The 17,393-nt window shown below is 68.8% G+C and carries 18 protein-coding genes; 5 read left to right on the forward strand and 13 right to left on the reverse strand.

Annotated features, from left to right (window positions below; translation table 11 throughout):
• Positions 1–130 precede the first annotated feature (130 nt).
• The 7 genes from LK533_RS03525 to LK533_RS03555 form a co-directional block, all read right to left on the reverse strand.
• A complete protein-coding gene (locus LK533_RS03525) occupies positions 131–346 on the reverse strand; it encodes a hypothetical protein (protein WP_229361377.1) in 216 nt (71 codons plus the stop codon).
• Between the two features lie 65 nt (positions 347–411).
• A complete protein-coding gene (locus tag LK533_RS03530) occupies positions 412–1,668 on the reverse strand; it encodes an N-succinylarginine dihydrolase (protein WP_229361378.1) in 1,257 nt (418 codons plus the stop codon).
• Positions 1,668–2,684, reverse strand: coding sequence for an arginine N-succinyltransferase (locus tag LK533_RS03535; protein ID WP_229361379.1), 1,017 nt, complete (start codon positions 2,682–2,684; stop codon positions 1,668–1,670). Before LK533_RS03535 ends, LK533_RS03530 begins: the two co-directional genes overlap by 1 nt.
• Complete coding sequence (locus tag LK533_RS03540; protein WP_229361380.1) at positions 2,681–3,889, reverse strand: hydrolase; 1,209 nt, start codon at positions 3,887–3,889, stop codon at positions 2,681–2,683. The genes LK533_RS03535 and LK533_RS03540 overlap by 4 nt, the downstream gene beginning before the upstream one ends.
• Positions 3,890–3,934: 45 nt before the next feature.
• Positions 3,935–4,852, reverse strand: a complete 918-nt coding sequence (locus LK533_RS03545) for a DUF481 domain-containing protein (RefSeq protein WP_229361381.1) — start codon at positions 4,850–4,852, stop codon at positions 3,935–3,937.
• A gap of 61 nt (positions 4,853–4,913) precedes the next feature.
• Entirely contained in the window at positions 4,914–5,402 is a 489-nt protein-coding gene (locus LK533_RS03550) for an RNA pyrophosphohydrolase (RefSeq protein ID WP_229361382.1), read from the reverse strand.
• Positions 5,403–5,444: 42 nt separating this feature from the next.
• Positions 5,445–6,419 carry an alpha/beta hydrolase gene (locus LK533_RS03555; protein WP_229361383.1) on the reverse strand — a complete coding sequence of 325 codons (975 nt, stop codon included), beginning with the start codon at positions 6,417–6,419 and terminating at the stop codon, positions 5,445–5,447.
• A gap of 61 nt (positions 6,420–6,480) precedes the next feature.
• Here LK533_RS03555 and LK533_RS03560 point away from each other — a divergent pair, with 61 nt between their 5' ends.
• Together LK533_RS03560 and LK533_RS03565 are read left to right on the forward strand one after the other, a co-directional pair.
• The gene (locus LK533_RS03560; protein WP_229361384.1) at positions 6,481–7,380 is read left to right on the forward strand and encodes a histone deacetylase; all 900 of its coding nucleotides are present in this window, start codon (positions 6,481–6,483) and stop codon (positions 7,378–7,380) included.
• A gap of 47 nt (positions 7,381–7,427) precedes the next feature.
• A complete protein-coding gene (locus tag LK533_RS03565; RefSeq protein WP_420705807.1) occupies positions 7,428–8,675 on the forward strand; it encodes a class I SAM-dependent methyltransferase in 1,248 nt (415 codons plus the stop codon).
• Between the two features lie 61 nt (positions 8,676–8,736).
• On the opposite strand, the gene LK533_RS03570 is transcribed toward LK533_RS03565, so the two are convergent.
• Positions 8,737–9,447 (reverse strand): SDR family NAD(P)-dependent oxidoreductase, encoded by a 711-nt coding sequence (locus LK533_RS03570; RefSeq protein WP_229361385.1) that lies wholly within the window; start codon positions 9,445–9,447, stop codon positions 8,737–8,739.
• A gap of 45 nt (positions 9,448–9,492) precedes the next feature.
• Entirely contained in the window at positions 9,493–10,950 is a 1,458-nt protein-coding gene (gene purF, locus LK533_RS03575; RefSeq protein WP_229361386.1) for an amidophosphoribosyltransferase, read from the reverse strand.
• A 131-nt stretch (positions 10,951–11,081) separates the two neighbouring features.
• Between purF and hisI the strand changes: the two genes are divergently transcribed.
• The 3 genes from hisI to LK533_RS03590 all read left to right on the forward strand — a co-directional run bounded on the left by hisI (position 11,082) and on the right by LK533_RS03590 (position 12,743).
• Entirely contained in the window at positions 11,082–11,441 is a 360-nt protein-coding gene (hisI, locus tag LK533_RS03580) for a phosphoribosyl-AMP cyclohydrolase (protein ID WP_229361387.1), read from the forward strand.
• On the forward strand, positions 11,438–11,926 hold the full coding sequence (locus tag LK533_RS03585) for a hypothetical protein (protein ID WP_229361388.1): 489 nt from the start codon (positions 11,438–11,440) through the stop codon (positions 11,924–11,926). Before hisI ends, LK533_RS03585 begins: the two co-directional genes overlap by 4 nt.
• A gap of 73 nt (positions 11,927–11,999) precedes the next feature.
• Positions 12,000–12,743 (forward strand): 2-phosphosulfolactate phosphatase, encoded by a 744-nt coding sequence (locus LK533_RS03590; protein ID WP_229361389.1) that lies wholly within the window; start codon positions 12,000–12,002, stop codon positions 12,741–12,743.
• Positions 12,744–12,850: 107 nt separating this feature from the next.
• Here the strand turns inward: LK533_RS03590 and LK533_RS03595 are convergent, their stop codons facing one another.
• The 4 genes from LK533_RS03595 to LK533_RS03610 all read right to left on the reverse strand — a co-directional run bounded on the left by LK533_RS03595 (position 12,851) and on the right by LK533_RS03610 (position 17,390).
• Positions 12,851–14,179, reverse strand: a complete 1,329-nt coding sequence (locus tag LK533_RS03595; RefSeq protein ID WP_229361390.1) for a cell wall hydrolase — start codon at positions 14,177–14,179, stop codon at positions 12,851–12,853.
• A gap of 9 nt (positions 14,180–14,188) precedes the next feature.
• Positions 14,189–15,109 carry a cysteine synthase A gene (cysK, locus tag LK533_RS03600; RefSeq protein ID WP_229361391.1) on the reverse strand — a complete coding sequence of 307 codons (921 nt, stop codon included), beginning with the start codon at positions 15,107–15,109 and terminating at the stop codon, positions 14,189–14,191.
• Positions 15,106–16,437, reverse strand: coding sequence for an MFS transporter (locus tag LK533_RS03605; protein ID WP_229361392.1), 1,332 nt, complete (start codon positions 16,435–16,437; stop codon positions 15,106–15,108). Before LK533_RS03605 ends, cysK begins: the two co-directional genes overlap by 4 nt.
• A gap of 95 nt (positions 16,438–16,532) precedes the next feature.
• Positions 16,533–17,390 (reverse strand): alpha/beta fold hydrolase, encoded by an 858-nt coding sequence (locus tag LK533_RS03610; protein WP_229361393.1) that lies wholly within the window; start codon positions 17,388–17,390, stop codon positions 16,533–16,535.
• Between the last annotated feature and the right edge of the window lie 3 nt (positions 17,391–17,393).

A 17,393-nucleotide genomic window follows, 5' to 3' on the forward strand; every position in this document is an offset into this window, starting at 1 on the left:
ATCGAGCGCACCTTTGCCGGGCTCCCGCGATAGCGGGAGCCCATGGTTCCGCATGCTGTCGGCGGTTGTCTTGCGTGGCCCTGCGTTCCCGCCTTCGCGAGAATAGGACTAGCGGCAGGGGAAGGACACGCTACCCCACGTTCGACTCGACCGAGTCGAGGATGCGCGCACCGGCCATGAACACGCCGACGGGGCAGGCAGCGAACAACAGCCAGCCGCCGGCTCCGGGATATTGCTGCACATAGTGGAGCCCACGCTCCACGGCACCGGTGCCCAGGCCATAGATGACCAGATAGGCCTCGAACTTGGTCTTGATGGTGAACAGGCGGGCAAGGCGGTTCCACATGCCGCCAGCTCAGCAAGGAGCGTGCCACCGGCAGAAAACCGCGGTCTGCACATCCAAGAACATGCTTAACTGTAAGTTAATTCGACAAGGTCGAGCGCTTTCAGCAGCGCCACCCGGGCCGCTTCGATCTGCTCCATCAGCGCTGCACCGCCGATGGCATCATGCGCGATCGTCTCCGGCCAGTGACGGGTCACGACCTCCGCAATGCGATCGAGCTTCGCCGCATCGACCAGGAAGCGAGGGTCGATCGTGGCCGGATCAGCAACCACGCGCAGCCGCAGGCAGGCGGGGCCGCCGCCATTGGCCATGGACTCGCGCACGTCCACTACCTCCAGCTGGCGGATGGGTCCGTTGCCGGCGACATGCTCTTGCAGCCAGTTCCACACCGACGGCGTCGCACGCGCCTCCTCCGGCAGCACCAGCGCCTGGGTGCCGCCCGGCAGCGTCACCAGCTGGGCGTTGAAGAGATAGGAGGCGATCGCGTCCTCCAGCGGCACGCGCGCCGCCGGTACCTCGACGATCTCGACCTCCGGCAGCAGGCGGCGAAGCTCAGCGTAAAAGGCCGGAGCGTCGGCAAAGGCTTGTTCATGCGCAAACAGCACGCGCTCGTTCGCCACCGCCACCACATCGTTGTGGAAGGCGCCGGCGGCGATCGCTGCCTCCGACTGCTGCACGAACAGCGTGCGTGCGCGGTCGAGCCCATGCGCCCGCGCAACCGCGGCGCTCGCCTCGCGGTGCTGGCGGGCAGGGAAGGGACCGCCGGTCACGCCATAGACGAACACCTCCACGCCCGGCGCGTCATGGTGCGCGGCCAGCCGCATGTGGTTGGCGGCACCTTCGTCACCGAACGGCGCCGGCACGGGCGGGTGCACCGCGAAGCGGTCATGCGCAAAGGCAAGCCTTAGCTGCGCCAGCGTCGCCGGCCATTCGTGGCTGCGATGCGCCATGGTGACAAGGTTCGCGACGCTCAGGTGGCAGCGGCCGTCCGCCGTGTCGGGCGCGGGCGACACCGTCGCGGCGTTCGCTGCCCACATCGCCGAGGCGGACAGCGCCTGCGCCTTCAGATGTGCGGGGGCCGAAGCATAGTCGGTCGCCAGTGCCGCCAGCCAGCGGTGGTCTGGGCGTGGGTGGGGCAGCAGGATGCCCTGCGTCAGCCCGAGCGCCAGGTTCGCGCGCATCTTCGCGATCCCCTGCAACGCCGCCGCGCGCGGGTGCGATGCCGCCCCCGCGTTGCGTGTCGCCGCGAGATTGCCGTGGCTGAGCCCCGCATAATTGTGGCTTGGCCCGACGATGCCGTCGAAGTTGATTTCGGTAAGCGCCATCAGTCCCGCTCCACCACGGTCACGTGGTCGCCGGCCTCAACTCCCAGCAGCTCGGCGCACTCTCGGTCGAGCAGCACGTCGCTGCCCTCGCTCGCCCGCACTGCGCCGAACCCGACCCGGAAATGCTCCAGCCGGCCCACGGCGACCAGCATCGGCTCGCCGCCATCGCTCAGTTCCGCCACGCGCACGCTGCGGGCGTTGCGGATCGTCGCGACCTGATCGGTGCGTGCGGTCATGGTCGGGCCGCCGTCAAAGATGTCGACGTACTTCTCATAGTGGAAGCCCTCTCGCTCCAGCATCCGCATCGCCGCGCGGCCGGAAGGGTGGGGTAGGCCGATCACCGCGCGTGCGCTCTCGGGCAGCATTGCGGTGTAGACCGGGTGCTTGGGCATCAGGTCGGCGATGAACTGGTTGCCGTGGATGGCGTTGAACTCGTCCGCCTCCTGAAAGCTCATGCCGAAGAAGCGCCCGGCGACGCCGTCCCAGAAGGGCGAGCCGCCTGCTTCGTCGATCACCCCGCGCAGCTCGGCCAGGATGCGGTCGGCAAACCGCTGGCGATGCGCGCGGATGAACAGATAGCGGCTGCGCGCCAGCAGCAGGCCGAGCCCGCCCGCGCGCTCATTGGGATGCAAGAACAGCCCGCCGACTTCGCTTGTCCCCTCCAGGTCGTTGACCAGGTTCAGGATTTCGGCGCGAAAGGTGCGGCGCAGCGCCTCGCTGTGCTTGGTCAGCGTCGCCACGCGATAGGAGTAGAAGGGCCAGTGCTGTCCGACCTGCGTGAAGATCTGGCAGGTGCCGCGCACCTCGCCGGTCGCGGCATTTTCCAGCACCAGCACGAACAGCTCGTCGTCGAGCGTGTCGGGCTCGCGCGCAAAAGCCGCATGGCTGCGCTCCAGCTTGGCGCGAAGTGCCGGCCTGTCGGGCGGAAGGTTGGTGAAGCCGCCGCCCGTAAGCTTCGCCATCTCGTAGAGGTGCTGCAGATCCTCATCGCGGGCGGCGCGGATACGAAAGCTCATGCTGTACCCCGCTCGACCAGGCGCAGGATCGACAGCGCCGACAAAGCCGCGCGTTCGCCCAGACTGTCTGGCAGCATGAATTCCTCGGGTGAATGAATGGCACCGCCGCGCACACCCATGGTGTCCACCACGGGCACCCCGCATGCGGCGATGTTGTTGCCGTCGCACACGCCGCCGGTGTCGCGCCAGCCGATCGGCAGACCCAGGCTCTCGCCCGCATCGCGTACCAGCCCGAACAGCCGCTCGGCGCCCGGATCGATTGGCTTGGGGGGCCGGTTGAAGCTGCCGTGCGTTCGAACCTGGACGTCGTGCCGCCTGGCAACCTGCGTCGATGCCTCGTCCAGCGCGTCGCGCGCGCGCGCAGCGGCCTCGGCGGAGGCAGGGCGGAAGTTCACGCGCAGCACGGCGTTGTCGGGGACGACGTTGTTCGGGCTGCCCCCCTCGATCCGCGCGGGGTTGACCGTGAGCCCATCGCTCGCTGCATCAGCCAGCCGCAGCGCTAGTTCGGCCGCGGCGACGAGCGCGTTGCGTCCGTCCTGCGGGTTGCGGCCGGCATGCGCGCTGCGCCCCGTCACCGCGAGGGAGAAATTGCCCGTGCCGCCGCGCGCCCCGGCCAGCGTCCCGTCGGCGAGTGCCGGCTCATAGGCGAAGGCGGCGAGCTTGCCGCGTGCCGCGCGCGCGATCAGCGGCGCGGAGGACAGCGAGCCGGTCTCCTCGTCCGAGTTGATGACGACTTGATAGCCAAGCCGCCCGGCGAAGCCCGAGCTTTCGATCGCGCTCAGCGCAGCCAGCATCACGGCCAGGCCCCCCTTCATGTCGGCGGCACCGGGACCGTTCAGCGCGCCATCCTCACGCACCCGCATCTTCTGGAACGGGTGGTCGGCCGGATAGACGGTGTCCATGTGCCCCGCGAACAGCAGCTGGATCGAGGCTTGGGGCCGGACGGTCAGCAACAGGTGGCGGCCATGTTCGATCGGTGACAACCGGCCGTCGGCCGCGACTGCCTCCACCGGATCGGGCTTGATGAGCGCGATCCCGCCGGGCAGCGCCGAAAAGGCATCGGCGAGCAGCTGCGCCATCCGCGCCAGCCCGGCGATGTTGCGGGTGCCGCTGTTGACCGCGACCCAGGCTTCGAGCTGTGCCAGCATCGGGGCAGCGCGTGCGCGTTCGACGACGGCGCTTTCCGCGCTTGTGAGACCATTCATGCGCACAAGGCTAGCGCGGTTCCGGCCCGGAAGGAACCGCGGCGCCTAAAAGGTATAGACCAGGGAGGCGCGGGTGGTGGAGTCGGTGGTGACGCTGCCTTCCGGCGGCCGGCTTTCGTAGCGCACCGCATAGGAGAACTGCGCCGAAAGCGGCCCCAGCAGCTTGGCGTCCAGCGCCGTCGTGCTGCTCAAGGTGCTGTTCGCTTGCGCCGCGACATAGGCGGATGCATCCTGGCGCAGCGTCAGCGCGGAGGTGAGCCGCCAGTCGAAATCGACCGAGCCGCGCGCCGCAACGCTGCTTTCCTGCGTGTCGTCGGTGTAATCGGTCTGACGGAACGCCGGGCCGAGTTCCAGGTCGAGGGTGAGCCCCGGCCGCTTGATCGCGCTGTAGCCGGCGCCGGTCGAAGCCGAATAGCGGCTGTAGAAGCCGACAAAGCGATCGCTTTCGAACTGAGTCGAGCCATAGATGTAGAGCCGGTCGTCGACCTTGTAGTTCGGCTCATAGGCGGCGAGATAATATTCGCGGCTCGTGACGCCGTTCGCCTTTTGATAGTCGAGCTGCAGGCGCAGCTTGTGACGCCAGCGGAAGCCTTCGCGCGAGAGGTCGAGCACGCCGGTCGCGCCCAGGTTGTCGCTGTTGCCCGAACTTGCATAGCCGCCCAGCTCCGCGCGGCCTTTCACCAGCGCGAAGAACGAGGATTCCTGAAGCTCACGGGTGCGCTTGGCGGCACGCTCGGCGACCCATTTGTTGGTAATCTCGCGCACCAGATCGATGCTGTCGGGGGCAGCGATGCGGGAATATTTGACCAGCGTCGCGACCTCAGCCTCGTTGCCCGTCGCCATGGCGGCGTCGAGCATCATCTTGAGCTGTTCCGGGATCGGCGCATCGTCCTTGGCCGCAGCCGGTACGGCACCAACCAGGAGCAACGACGCGGCAGAGAAGGAAAGCACGGCCCGGATCACGCGGGGTTCCTTAGCTGCAATGCAGCGACAGGTGAACCCGCCTGCCGCTCACCTCGTCGCGTCAGCGTGCGGCCCGGCCCAGCGGCTCGGCGAACAGCTCCAGCAGCCGCTCGTAGAGCGCGCGCTTGAAGCCGACGATCGCCTCGGGAAGCTCCTCGGGTTCGGCCCAGCGCCAGGCGCGGAACTCGGGCTCTGGCGTGGCGATATCGATATCGCCTTCCTCGCCCTCGAAGCGGAAGGCGAACCAGCGCTGGCGCTGGCCGCGATACCTGCCGCCCCAGACCTTGCCGATCATGTCGTCGGGCAGGTCGTAGGTCAGCTCTTCCGGCGCTTCGCCGATCAGCGAAACCTTGTCGCGCTGCACGCCGGTCTCCTCGCGCAGCTCCCGCAACGCGGCTTCGAGCGCATCCTCGCCGGGATCAATCCCCCCCTGCGGCATCTGCCAGGCTTCCAGCGTCGAATCGATGCGCTGGCCGACAAACACGCGGCCGTCGCGGTTGATCAGCATGACGCCCGCGCAGGGCCGGTAGGGAAGGGTGCTCTGGTTCATGACCTGTCTCCTAGAACTGCGTGGGCGCCCAAGTCGAGGGGCTCAACCCGCCGCCTGCGCCAGGACGCGCTCGGCCTCGGCTTCGGTCACGATCTGGCGCAGCGTTACCAGCGCGCCGGCAAGGTCACCCTGGCTCGACGGGATCGCCCGGCGCAGGTTGAGGAAGCCGTGCACATTGCCGCGCGCCTCGCGATAGGTGACCGCCCCCCCGGCCTGGATGAGCGCCGCCGCATAGGCGCGGCCCTGGTCGCGCAACGGGTCCAGGCCGGCGGTCAGCACCAGTGCCGGCGGCATCTGCGCCATGTCGCCCAGCAGCGGCGAGGTACGCAGGCTGGCGCTCTCCGCCCGATAGGCATCGCCGAACCAGGCAAGCGACTCGCGGGTCAGCAGATAGCCGTCGGAGAATTGCGCGTAGGACGGGTATTCGCGCGTCGTGTCGGTCAGCGGATAGATGGGGAATTGCGCGATCACCGGCACGGCCGCCGGCCGGTCCCGCAGCGCCATCGCGGTGATGATCGCCAGCGCGCCGCCGGCGCTGTCGCCCGCCAGCACGAGGCTAGTGACGCCGCGCTCCAGTGCGGCCGGACCCTCGGCGAGCCAGCGTGCGGCGGCTTCCGCATCTTCGGGCGCTGCCGGCCAGGGATGCTCGGGCGCCAGCCGATAGTCGAGCGCCACCACCGGCAGATCGAGCATCCGCGCGATTTCAGCACAGGCGCTCGCATGGGAATCCAGGTCCCCCATCACGAACCCGCCGCCGTGCAGGAACAGCATCGCGGGACCAGGCTCGCGGTGCGCGCGCGGATCGAACAGGCGCGCGGCGAGGTCTCCGTGCGGGGTCGGAACGGTCAGGTCGCGGATCACCGCCATCGTCCCGACGGGCAGGTCCGCCACGTCCTTGGTCGCGTTGAGCTGCGCGCGTGCTGCCGCCGGCGTCAGCTCATGGACACGCGGGCCGGGCATGTTCTGCAGATAGCCCAGAAAGGCGCGGACGTCGGGACGGACGAAGACTTCGGACAAGGCGTTGCTCCTCTGCGCAGGCGGGCGTTGCGGCCCGGCCGCCCATGCCTACCTATGGGTCGTGATCCGCGTCGTCCACCACCCCGACTATGTGGCGCCGGCCCCGGCGCGCAGCACCTATCAATGGAACAAGAACGGCCTGGTCCGCGACCTGCTGCGCGAACAGGGAGGCGCGATCGAGTGGCACCGCCCCGAACCCATGCCGCGCGACTGGCTGGAGGCGGTGCATACGCCCGGCTATGTCGCGGAGGTGATCGGCCTTGCGGTGCCGCCAGACAAGACGCGGCGCATCGGCTTTCCCGTCACGGCGGAGGTTGCCCGCCGCGCCCAGGTGGTGCCCGGCGGCACCTATCTCGCCGCGCTGCTGGCGCTGCGCCACGGATTCGCGGCCAACACGGCCGGCGGCAGCCACCACGCGCTTGCCGATACGGGCGCTGGGTTCTGCGTGTTCAACGACCTCGCCATCGCTGCCAACCGATTGGTGGAGGAGGGGATGGCCGCGCGCGTGCTGGTGGTCGATTGCGACGTGCACCAGGGCGACGGCACCGCCGCGCTGCTCGACGGGCGGCCCGGCGTCGCCACCTATTCGATCCATGCCGAGAAGAACTTCCCCGTCCGCAAGGCGCGCTCGACCCTCGACGTGCCGCTGCCTGACGGGGTGGGAGACGACGCCTATCTCGCCACATTGGCCGAGACGCTGGTGCCGCTGGTGGATGGCTTTGCGCCCGACCTCATCCTCTACCAGGCGGGCGTCGATCCGTTCGAGGGCGACCGGCTGGGCCGGCTGGCGCTTACCCGCGAGGGGCTGGTACGGCGCGACCGCTGGGTGGCGACGCTGGCACATACACTCGGCATCCCGCTCGCAAGCGCCCTGGGTGGCGGCTACGGCGACGATGCGATGGAGGTCTCGCACCGCCACGTCGCGTCGCTCCTGACGCTGGGCGGCGTCTTTTCCGGCTGAGCGCGCGACGGCTTGCGGTGGCGGCGCGGAGATGCATGAAGGGCGCCATGCACGCCTCCCCGCCGTCCACTTCCCCGACCCCCGCCGCCGCCGCCGCGCCGCGCGACCCGCTCCGCTGGTTCGCGCCGCTGTTCGAACGCATGCTGGACCAGGTGGATCGCGGCCTCGTCGCCGGCGCGATCGAGGCCACCCTGCCGGACGGGAGCCGCCGCCGCATCGGCGGGCGCGGCGAAGGGCCGGTCGCCATTGTCGTGCTCCACCGCTGGCGCGCGATGCTGCGGTTGGCGACGGGCGGCTCTGCGGGCTGGTACGAGGCCTGGGTGGCCGGCGACTGGTCCAGCCCCGATCCGGTGCCGCTGTTCGACCTGTTCATGCGCAACGCCCGTGCGCTCGGCAATGTCGCGCGCGCGGGGCGGCTGACGGGCGCCGCCCGCCGCCTCATCCACTGGTCGCGCCGCAACCACCGCGCCAATGCCCGGCGCAACATCCAGTTTCACTATGACCTGGGCAACGACTTCTACCGCCGCTGGCTCGACCCGAGCATGACCTATTCGAGCGCGATCTTCGCCGATCCGGCCGAGCCGCTGGAGGCCGCACAGGACCGCAAGCTCCAGGCGATCCTGGACCGCACCGCCACCAGGCCCGGCGACACGATCCTGGAAATCGGCTGCGGCTGGGGCTCCTTCGCCGAGCGCGCTGCACGCGCCGGCCGCCGCGTGCATGGCCTCACCCTCTCGTCCGAGCAGAAGCGCTTCGTCGACCAGCGCATCGCGGACGCCGGGCTGGAAGATGTGGAGGTGTCGCTCACCGACTACCGCGACGCGACCGGCAGCTATGACGCGATCGCCAGCATCGAGATGGTCGAGGCGGTGGGGCAGGAATATTGGCCCGCCTATCTAGACGCGATCGCCGCCCGGCTGAAGCCCGGTGGCCGCGCCGCGCTCCAGTATATCGCCATCGAGGACGCGCTGTTCGACGCCTATGCCGGCAATGTCGACTTCATCCAGGCTTATATCTTCCCCGGCGGGCTGTTGCTGTCCACCGAACGCTTCCGCGCGCTGGCAGAGGCGCGGGGCCTAAGCTGGCAGGACGAGCATCGGTTCGGGCTGGATTATGCCGAGACGCTGCGCCGCTGGCGGGTGGACTTCGATGCCGCGGAGGCAGCCGGCGCGCTCCCGCGCGACTTCCCGCCCGGGTTCGCGGAGCTGTGGCGCTATTACCTGATGTACTGCGAAGGTGGCTTCCGCGGCGGTGGCATCCACGTAGCACAAGTCACGCTGGTGAAGCAGGCCTAGCCCTAGCGTGCGCACGCGTGCTCCTGCCTGCGCAGGCGCACGTTGGGGAGGAGGAACGGCTTCAGTCGACCCGCTCGAAATGCCCGGTCTCGAAGCCGGAGACCATCAGCGCCGCGATCCGCTCGGCCACGACTTCCGGCGCCTTCACGCTCTCCGGTGCTTCGCCCGGATAGGCGCGCGCGCGCATCTTGGTGCGGGTCGCGCCCGGGTCGACGATCGCGGTGCGAATGGCGGTCAGCTGGCGCACTTCCTCGCCAAAAGCCGTGAGCAGGTTCTCGAACGCCGCCTTGGAGGACCCATACAGCCCCCAATAGGCGCGCGGCTTGCGCCCGACGCTGGAGGTGAGACCGATGACGCGCGCGGACTTCGCCTGGCGCAGCATCGGGCCGAACGCGCCCAGGAGCGCTGCCTGCGCCGTCACGTTGAGCGTGAACAGCTTCGACATTTCCTTGAAGTCGATCGCGTTGACCGGGCCCAGCGTGCCCAGCATCGCTGCGTTCAGCACCAGCATGTCCAGCGCCTGCCAGCGCTCGCCGAGTGCCGCCGCGAGCCGCGGAACGCCATCCGGATCGGCCAGGTCGAGCGGCGCGATCGTCGCGCTGCCGCCCGCCTGGTGGATCGCCTCCTCGACCTCCTCCAGCCCGCCTGGGGTGCGCGCGGTCAGCACGACATGCGCGCCCTGGGCGGCGAGCGCGAGCGCCGTCGCCGCGCCGATGCCGCGACTGGCCCCCGTCACGAGCGCGAGCTGGTCGGCAAGGGGCTTGTCGGTCATCGAAGATCCTGAAGATTTGGGGGAAGGGCAGGGGTGCGCCGGCGCTCAGCCGACGCGTTCCTCCAGCATCGCCAGCTGGTCGACCGAACGGGTCTCGTCCTGGTCCGTCAGTGGCGTCGGATAGTCGCCGGTGAAGCAGGCGTCGCAGTACTTCGGCCGCACTGCCGCGCGCTCCGCCTCCCCCAAGGCCTTGTAGAGGCCGTCGATCGACACGAACGCCAGGCTGTCCGCCTGGATATATTCGGTCATGCCGCCCAGATCGAGCTTCGCCGCCAGCAACTTGGCGCGCTCCGGCGTATCGACGCCATAGAAGCAGCTGTGCCGGGTCGGCGGGCTGGCGATGCGCATGTGCACTTCGGCCGCACCGGCATCGCGCATCATCTGCACGATCTTCAGCGAAGTGGTGCCCCGCACGATCGAATCGTCGATCAGCACGATCCGCTTGCCCCCGATGAGTGCGCGGTTGGCGTTGTGCTTGAGCTTCACACCCAGGTGGCGGACCTTGTCGCCCGGCTGGATGAAGGTGCGTCCGACATAGTGCGAGCGGATGATCCCAAGTTCGAACGGGATGCCCGACTGCTGGGCATAGCCGATCGCCGCCGGCACGCCCGAGTCGGGAACCGGGATCACCAGGTCGGCATCGACCGGGCTTTCGATCGCCAGTTCGGCGCCGATCGCCTTGCGCACCGAATAGACCGAGTTGCCGCCCGAGATGGAATCAGGCCGCGAGAAATAGACGTACTCGAAGATGCACGGCCGCGCCGCGTTCGGCGTGAACGGGCGGATCGAGCGCAGCTCGGTGCCCTTCACGATCACCAACTCGCCCGGCTCGACATCGCGGACGTACTCGGCACCGACCACGTCGAGCGCCACGGTCTCCGACGCGAAGATCACCGAGTCGCCGAGCTTGCCCATCACCAGCGGGCGGATACCCAGCGGGTCGCGGCAGGCGATCATGCCTTCGGGCGTCATGCAGATCAGCGAATAGGCGCCCTCGACCTGCTTGAGCGCGTCGATGAAGCGATCGAGCAGCGTGCGGTAGTTCGACGTCGCGACGAGGTGGATGATCACCTCGGTATCCGACGTCGACTGGAAGATCGAACCGGTCCGCACCAGGTCCTTGCGCAGGCGCAGCGCGTTGGACAGGTTGCCGTTGTGCGCGATGGCGAAGCCGCCGCTCGCCAGCTCGGCATAGAGCGGCTGCACGTTGCGCAACGCCGTCTCGCCAGAGGTGGAGTAGCGGACGTGGCCGACGGAGACGGCACCCGGCAGCGCCTCGATCACCTCTGGGCGGTCGAAGTTGCCCGCGACATGCCCCATCGCGCGGTGCGTGTGGAACTGCACCCCGTCGAAGCTGGAGATGCCCGCCGCCTCCTGGCCACGGTGCTGCAGCGCGTGGAGGCCAAGGGCCACCAATGCTGCCGCGCCGTCCGCGCCGGATACGCCAAAGATGCCGCACTCTTCGCGCAGCTTGTCGTCGTCGAAAGGATTGGTGCTGAACATCGGCCCTACAGGGTTCGCTGAGATGCGAGCGCCATATAGGGAGCGATTCCGGGTTTGTCGCCCTTCTGTCATCAAGAATGTGCGATCGCCCCGGATTGCCGCCCCGCCGCCTCCCCGGTAAGCCGCCGCCCATGGACGCGCGCGACACCGGCCTCACCCTGAATCCCAAGTACGACGCAGCAGGGCTCGTCACCGCGGTGGCAACCGATGCCGCGACCGGTGAGCTGCTCATGGTCGCGCATATGAACGCGGAATCGCTGGCGGCGACGCTCACGAGCGGGGAGGCCACCTTCTGGTCGCGCAGCCGCAACCGGCTGTGGAAGAAGGGCGAGACCTCCGGCCACGTCCTGCGCGTGGTGGAGGTGCGCATCGACTGCGACCAGGATGCGCTCTGGCTTCGCGTGGAGCCCGCGGGCCCCGCCTGCCACACCGGCGCGCGCAGCTGCTTCTTCCGCCGCATCGAGGACGGCCGGCTGGTCGCCGTCGAATGAAGCGGGGCGTCGCCGCGCTGGCGCTGGCGCTTGCGGCCTGCTCGGGAGGCGGCGATCCGGCGAACACCGAGGCACCCGATCTGGAGACGGTCGCGATCGAACGCGGCGTGGTGCGCGATCCCGGCGACGGTTCCATCACCGGGCTCTACCAGCGCGGCGGCGACCGGCTCTGCCTCGTGCCGGCCGGAGAGACGCTGCGGATCGGCGCCTTCGTGCTCAACGGCGGCCGTCTGGGCTGCAGCGCCAGCGGGACGGCCAGGCAGTCGGGCGATCACCTCCGGATCGACTTCGGCAACGCCTGCGAGCTGGACGCGCGGATCGAGGGCACGCGTATCATCTTCCCTGCCAATCTGCCGCCGCAATGCGCCCAGCGATGCACCGCGCGCGCCACCTTCAGCGGCCTGCGCGTCGAGCAAATGAGCGACGTCCTTTCCGAAGCCGCCGCCCTCCGCGACCCCCGCGGCCGCGCGGTGTGCGGAGGCTAGCTGGGCTCGGAGGCGCGCGGCTAGCGCCTACGACTAGTTGGCAGCCCTAGCTTGCTCTGGCATCGCGTCGGTGATGTCGAAGGTGGTCTGCGAATGGGGTCTGTCCGGCATCGAGGCTTGGAAAGCCTCTGCGGACGTATTCATCATCGTTGATATATTGTCCTTCTCGACGGCGGTCAGCGTATCGGTCGAGAACGGGGCGATGGTGTTCCCCTTCCCATATGGCGACGCCGCGGCGGCAGAGGCCGAAGCTGCTCGGCTTGGAGCGATCGCGGCCTCACCGCGAAGTGCCGGCGGGGGGCAGCTCAGTCTTTCGCCAGTCAGCCTGAGGCAGATCGAGTCGGGGGCGCGCCTGCTGCTCCCGTCGCCCAATGGCTCCCGGCTGTCCCTGAACACCGGCGACACTCCGACGATTTGCGGCTGCCTTCGAAACGCACGTGCAGTCGGTGAGGAGGCAAACCGCCTTGCTGGTGATGGATCGATCGTCGTGATCCCGGCAGGTGAGCGGTGGCCGGATCAGACGCTACGACCGGCTATCGAAGACTGGCTCGGAGCCGGCGCCATTGTCGCGAGCTTGAGCGGAACATGGAATGCAGAGGCCGATCTGGCCGCCGAAGCCTACAGGGCAGCGGAGCCTCGCCTCGCCCAAATGATCCGCGACAGTCGGTCAGGTCGCGAACTCTCCGGCTGGGGATATGGCGAAGACGTAGAGGTCGCGCTTGAGTTTGATGCGACCGACGTCGTGCCGTTGATGCGGGACGGTGCGTACCAGGCCAGTGGACACCCGACGCTGCCATTTCCCCGTTACACGACATAGGCGCGGGTTTCCCGGTCTTCATCGCGACCGCCGTTCTGGCCAAGTGCCTTGAAGGCCCTCGTTTGCCGCTACTGCCATCGCCAATGCGGCCCAGCCCTCCTGCGGACCTACGAAGCGACCCGCGCCTCCGGTGTGGCGACCGACGCGGCCGGTTGCGGGGCAGGCTTGCGCCGCACGCCGCTCAGCCCCGTCGGGCCGTCCTCCGCCACCGCGCTCGGCGCGGGGGAGGCGATCGGCTGTGGCGCCCGGCGCATGCATTGCGGTTTGGGCTGCGGAAAGTCGGCGCAGTTCCACAGCGCGCGCTCCAGGTTACGCGGCCGGTCGCGGAGGTAGCTGAACGACATGGAGGTCAGCTGCTGGGGCGACAGCGTGCCCTTGGCGCTCGCCGGCAGCTGGCGTGGGTCCGTCCAGCTCATGAACTTGCAATAGGGACGCTCGCCGCAGGCACGATCCGCCAGGATCGGGAAGCTCGCCGCATCCTTGGCATCGACATGGATCAGGAAGGTGTTGGGGTCGTCCGCCGAGGGCTTCAGCGCCGAGTCCGGCAGCGCCATCGCCTTCTGCATCGCCAGTGCCTGAGTCTCCGCCGCCAGCACTTCCGGCAGCTTGTGCGCATCGAAGTGCGCGGCAAGCTGGGTCACGCGCGGCTCCGTCCCCGTCGCGGTGAAGCGGAACGCGGGCGGGGTTCCCCACCAGCCCGTCCAGCGGAAGAACAGATGCGTGTGTACCGCCACGATCTTGTCCAGGCTGGAGCTCCAGTACGGCACCACCCAGTCGGTGTGGTAATGGGTGGCATGGCCGACCGGCCTGTAGACCGCCCCCGCCAGCGCCGCGTCGGCGACCTTGCGCGCGCGTTCCCAGAAGGGCTCGGAATACCAGCGCGCCAGCGCCCCGTCGCAGGTGAACGTGAACTGGCAGCCGGTGGTCCGCTCCGAACCCTGGAACACCACCCCGCAAACCGTCTTTGGGAAAGCCGGGTGGCGGACGCGGTTCAGCACCACCTGGGCCACCGCCTTCTGCCCCTCCGGATCGTCGCCCGCTTCATAGAGCACGGCGGCCGAGAGGCAATCGCTCGCCCGCGCCCGGTCCTCGTCCGCGCCACCGAAGCGGAAGGGGCGGGCAGCGGGGTTGGGACCGGCGTGAAACGGGATGCTGGCGTTGAACGCCCGCGCCTCGTCCGGGGTCATGTCCTGGAACTCGATCGGCTCCACGGCCGGCAGTTCGGCGGGAGGCAGCACGCGCCGGGGTACCGCATGCCGCATCGCGCGGTCGCCCTGGGCCGGCATCGGCGGCGCGTGCGTCACTGCCCAAGCAGGCACCAGCACCGCCGCCAGCGCCACCGCCGCCAGCACGCCGTCCAGCACGCGCGAGCCCGTGCCCAGCGGTGCGCGCACGCCTGAGGAATCAGGCGCACGCGCGCCGGGGGACACCAGCATGTGGATGGCTCAGCTTTCCGGCAGGAAGTCCGGAACCGACAGGTAGCGCTCGCCCGTGTCGTAGTTGAAGCCCAGCACCCGTGCGCCGTCGGGCAGATCGGGCAGCTTCTGCAGGATCGCCGCCAGCGTCGCACCCGACGAGATGCCGACCAGCATGCCTTCTTCGGAGGCGGAGCGGCGCGCCATGTCCTTAGCGACGGCCGCATCGACCTTGATCACGCCGTCAATGGCCTGGGTGTGGAGGTTGGCCGGAATGAATCCCGCGCCGATGCCCTGGATCGGGTGCGGCCCCGGCTGCCCGCCGGAGATCACCGGCGAAAGCTCGGGCTCCACCGCATAGACCTTGAGCTGCGGCCACTGCTTCTTGAGCGTCTCTGCAACGCCGGTGATGTGCCCGCCGGTGCCCACGCCGGTGATCAGCACGTCGATCGGCGTGTCGGCGAAGTCCTCGAGGATCTCCTGCGCCGTGGTGCGGACATGCACGTCGACGTTGGCGAGGTTCTCGAACTGCTGCGGGATCCAGGCACCCGGCGTCTGCCCGGCCAGCTCCTGCGCGCGTTCGATGGCGCCCTTCATGCCCTTTTCGCGCGGGGTCAGGTCAAAGGTGGCGCCATAGGCCAGCATCAGCCGGCGGCGCTCGATCGACATGCTCTCCGGCATGACCAGCACCAGCTTGTAGCCCTTTACCGCCGCGACCATGGCCAAGCCCACGCCGGTGTTGCCGCTGGTCGGCTCGATGATCGTGCCGCCGGGCGTCAGGTCACCCGATGCTTCGGCAGCCTCGATCATCGCCAGGGCGATGCGGTCCTTGATCGATCCGCCCGGGTTCGACCGTTCCGACTTGATCCACACCTCGGCGTCGCCGAACAGCCGCTGGATGCGGATGTGCGGCGTCTTGCCGATCGTTTCCAGGATGGTGTTGGCCTTCATTCTGCCTTCTCCTTGACCGGTGTGAATTCCAGCGTCTGGGGCGGGTCAAAGGTCCGCGCCCGCCGAAGCTCGGGAAAGATGCGTGCCCACAGGGCCGTGATCAATATCGCGCCGATTCCCCCCGCCACAACCGCCGCGACCGGACCGACGGCCGCCGCGAGGAAGCCGGACTCCGCCTCGCCAAGCTCGTTCGAGCCGGAAACGAACAGGGTCGAGACGGCACCTACGCGGCCACGCATCTCGTCCGGCGTATACAGCTGGATCAGCGACTGGCGGACATAGACCGACACCATATCCGCAGCACCCAGCACGAACAGCGCGCCCAGGGCCAGCAGCACCGAAGGTGCCGTGTCGTGCCCGATCGCACCCTGGCCGAGCAGCGGCAGCAGCAGCGGCGCGCTCAGTCCGAAGGCGATGGTGGCCCCGCCGAAGATCGCGACCGCCAGCAGCATCTTCACGCCGACGTTGGTGGTGAGCGGCCGCCACGAAAACCACAATGCTACTGCGATCGCGCCAAGCGCCGGGGCGGCGCGCAGATGGCCGAGGCCGTCGGCGCCTACCTGCAGGATGTCGCGTGCATAGACCGGCAGCATCGCGGTAGCCCCGCCCAGCAGCACCGCGAACAGATCGAGCGAGATCGCCCCCAGCACCAGCCGGTTCTGACGCACATAGGTCAGGCCCTCCAGCATCTGTCGGAATGGATTGGCCTTCCCGCGCACAGCCGTGACCGGCACCCGGCCGATCAGCGACAGCATCAGGAAGGAAAAGCTGAAGAGGCAGGCGGAGACGGTATAGGGCAGCCAGTGGCTGGCGGCGTAGAGATAGCCGCCCATCGTCGGCCCCAGCACGGTGCCAGCCTGCCAGGCGATCGAGCTCATCGCGATCGCCGTCGGCAACACGGCCTTGGGGACCAGATTGGGAGCCAGCGCCTGGAGCGACGGGCCAGCAAAGGCGCGTGCCACGCCCAGCAGAGCCGCCACGAGGAACAGCAGTTCGAGGGTGACGTGCTCGTGGTAGCTCGCCACGGCCAGGGTGATCGCGCACCCGGCCTCGATCGCGACCGCACCGCGCGCGATCCAGCGGCGGTCAACCCGGTCGGCGACCCAGCCGGCGACCAGCGACAGCGCCAGCAGCGGGAGGAACTGGGCGACGCCGATCAGGCCCAAATAGAAAGCGGCGTCCTTCACATCCATCGTTCGCCGCGCCAGGTCATAGACCTGCCAGCCGATGACGATCACCATCGCCATCTGCGCGAGTGTCGTCGAAAGCCGAGCCAGGAAATAGGCGCGAAAATTATGGATGGCGAAGGGGTGCGGCGCGGCGGTCATGCCCGGTGTCTATGCGGGGGGCGGGGCGGCGGCAATCAAGCTTTGCTTGGCGCCGGAAATGGACGCGCGGCGGGTCCGCCGCCACGCGCCGGGCTTCACAGGGCGGCAGCGCCGTGGGTGCGGGTCACCGGATCACCCAGGAAGGCGAGCAGGTCGTCGGTCAGCCGCTCCTGCTCGGTGGCGAACAGGCCGTGCGGTGCGCCGTCATATTCGATCAGCTTGGCACCCGGGATCGCGGTTGCCGCGGCGCGTCCGGTGGCATCGATTGGCACGGTGTTGTCGGACGTGCCGTGGATAATCAGCGTCGGCACGGTGAAGGATGCCAGGTCGGGGCGGAAGTCGGTGGTGCCGAACGCCTCGGCACAGGCGAGCGTGGGCTTGAGCCCCGCCTGCTGCGTCAGGTTCCATGCCCAGTGCAGCCGCTCTTCGCTCACCGGGCTGGTGATGAAGCCGACGCCGAAGAACTGGTCCAGGAAGTTCGCCATGAACTTCGGCCGGTCCTCCAGCATCTGCGCCGCCATGTCGTCGAGCTGCGCCTGCGGCACGCCATCGGGATTGTCGTCGGTCTGGAGCATGAACGGCACTACCGAACCGACCAGCACCGCCTTGGCCACACCCTTGCCGGCATGGCGCGACATGTAGCGTGCGACCTCGCCGCCACCCATCGAGAAGCCAACCAGGGTCGCGCCAGAGGTGACGCCGCACGCCTCCATCACGTCCGCCAGATCGTCCGACAGCGTGTCATAGTCATAGCCCGACCAGGGCTGCTCGGACCGGCCGAAGCCGCGGCGATCATAGGCGATCACGCGATAACCGGCGTTGGCGAGCGCGAACGCCTGCGCGTCCCAGCTGTCGGACGACAGCGGCCAGCCATGGATCAGAACGACCGCAGGCCCGCTCCCCCAGTCCTTGACATAGAGGTTGGTGCCATCGCGGGTTTCGATCATCGGCATCGC

Origin of the sequence: Sphingomonas sp. PL-96 (genome assembly GCF_020707215.1) — a bacterium.
Lineage (GTDB): Bacteria > Pseudomonadota > Alphaproteobacteria > Sphingomonadales > Sphingomonadaceae > Sphingomonas.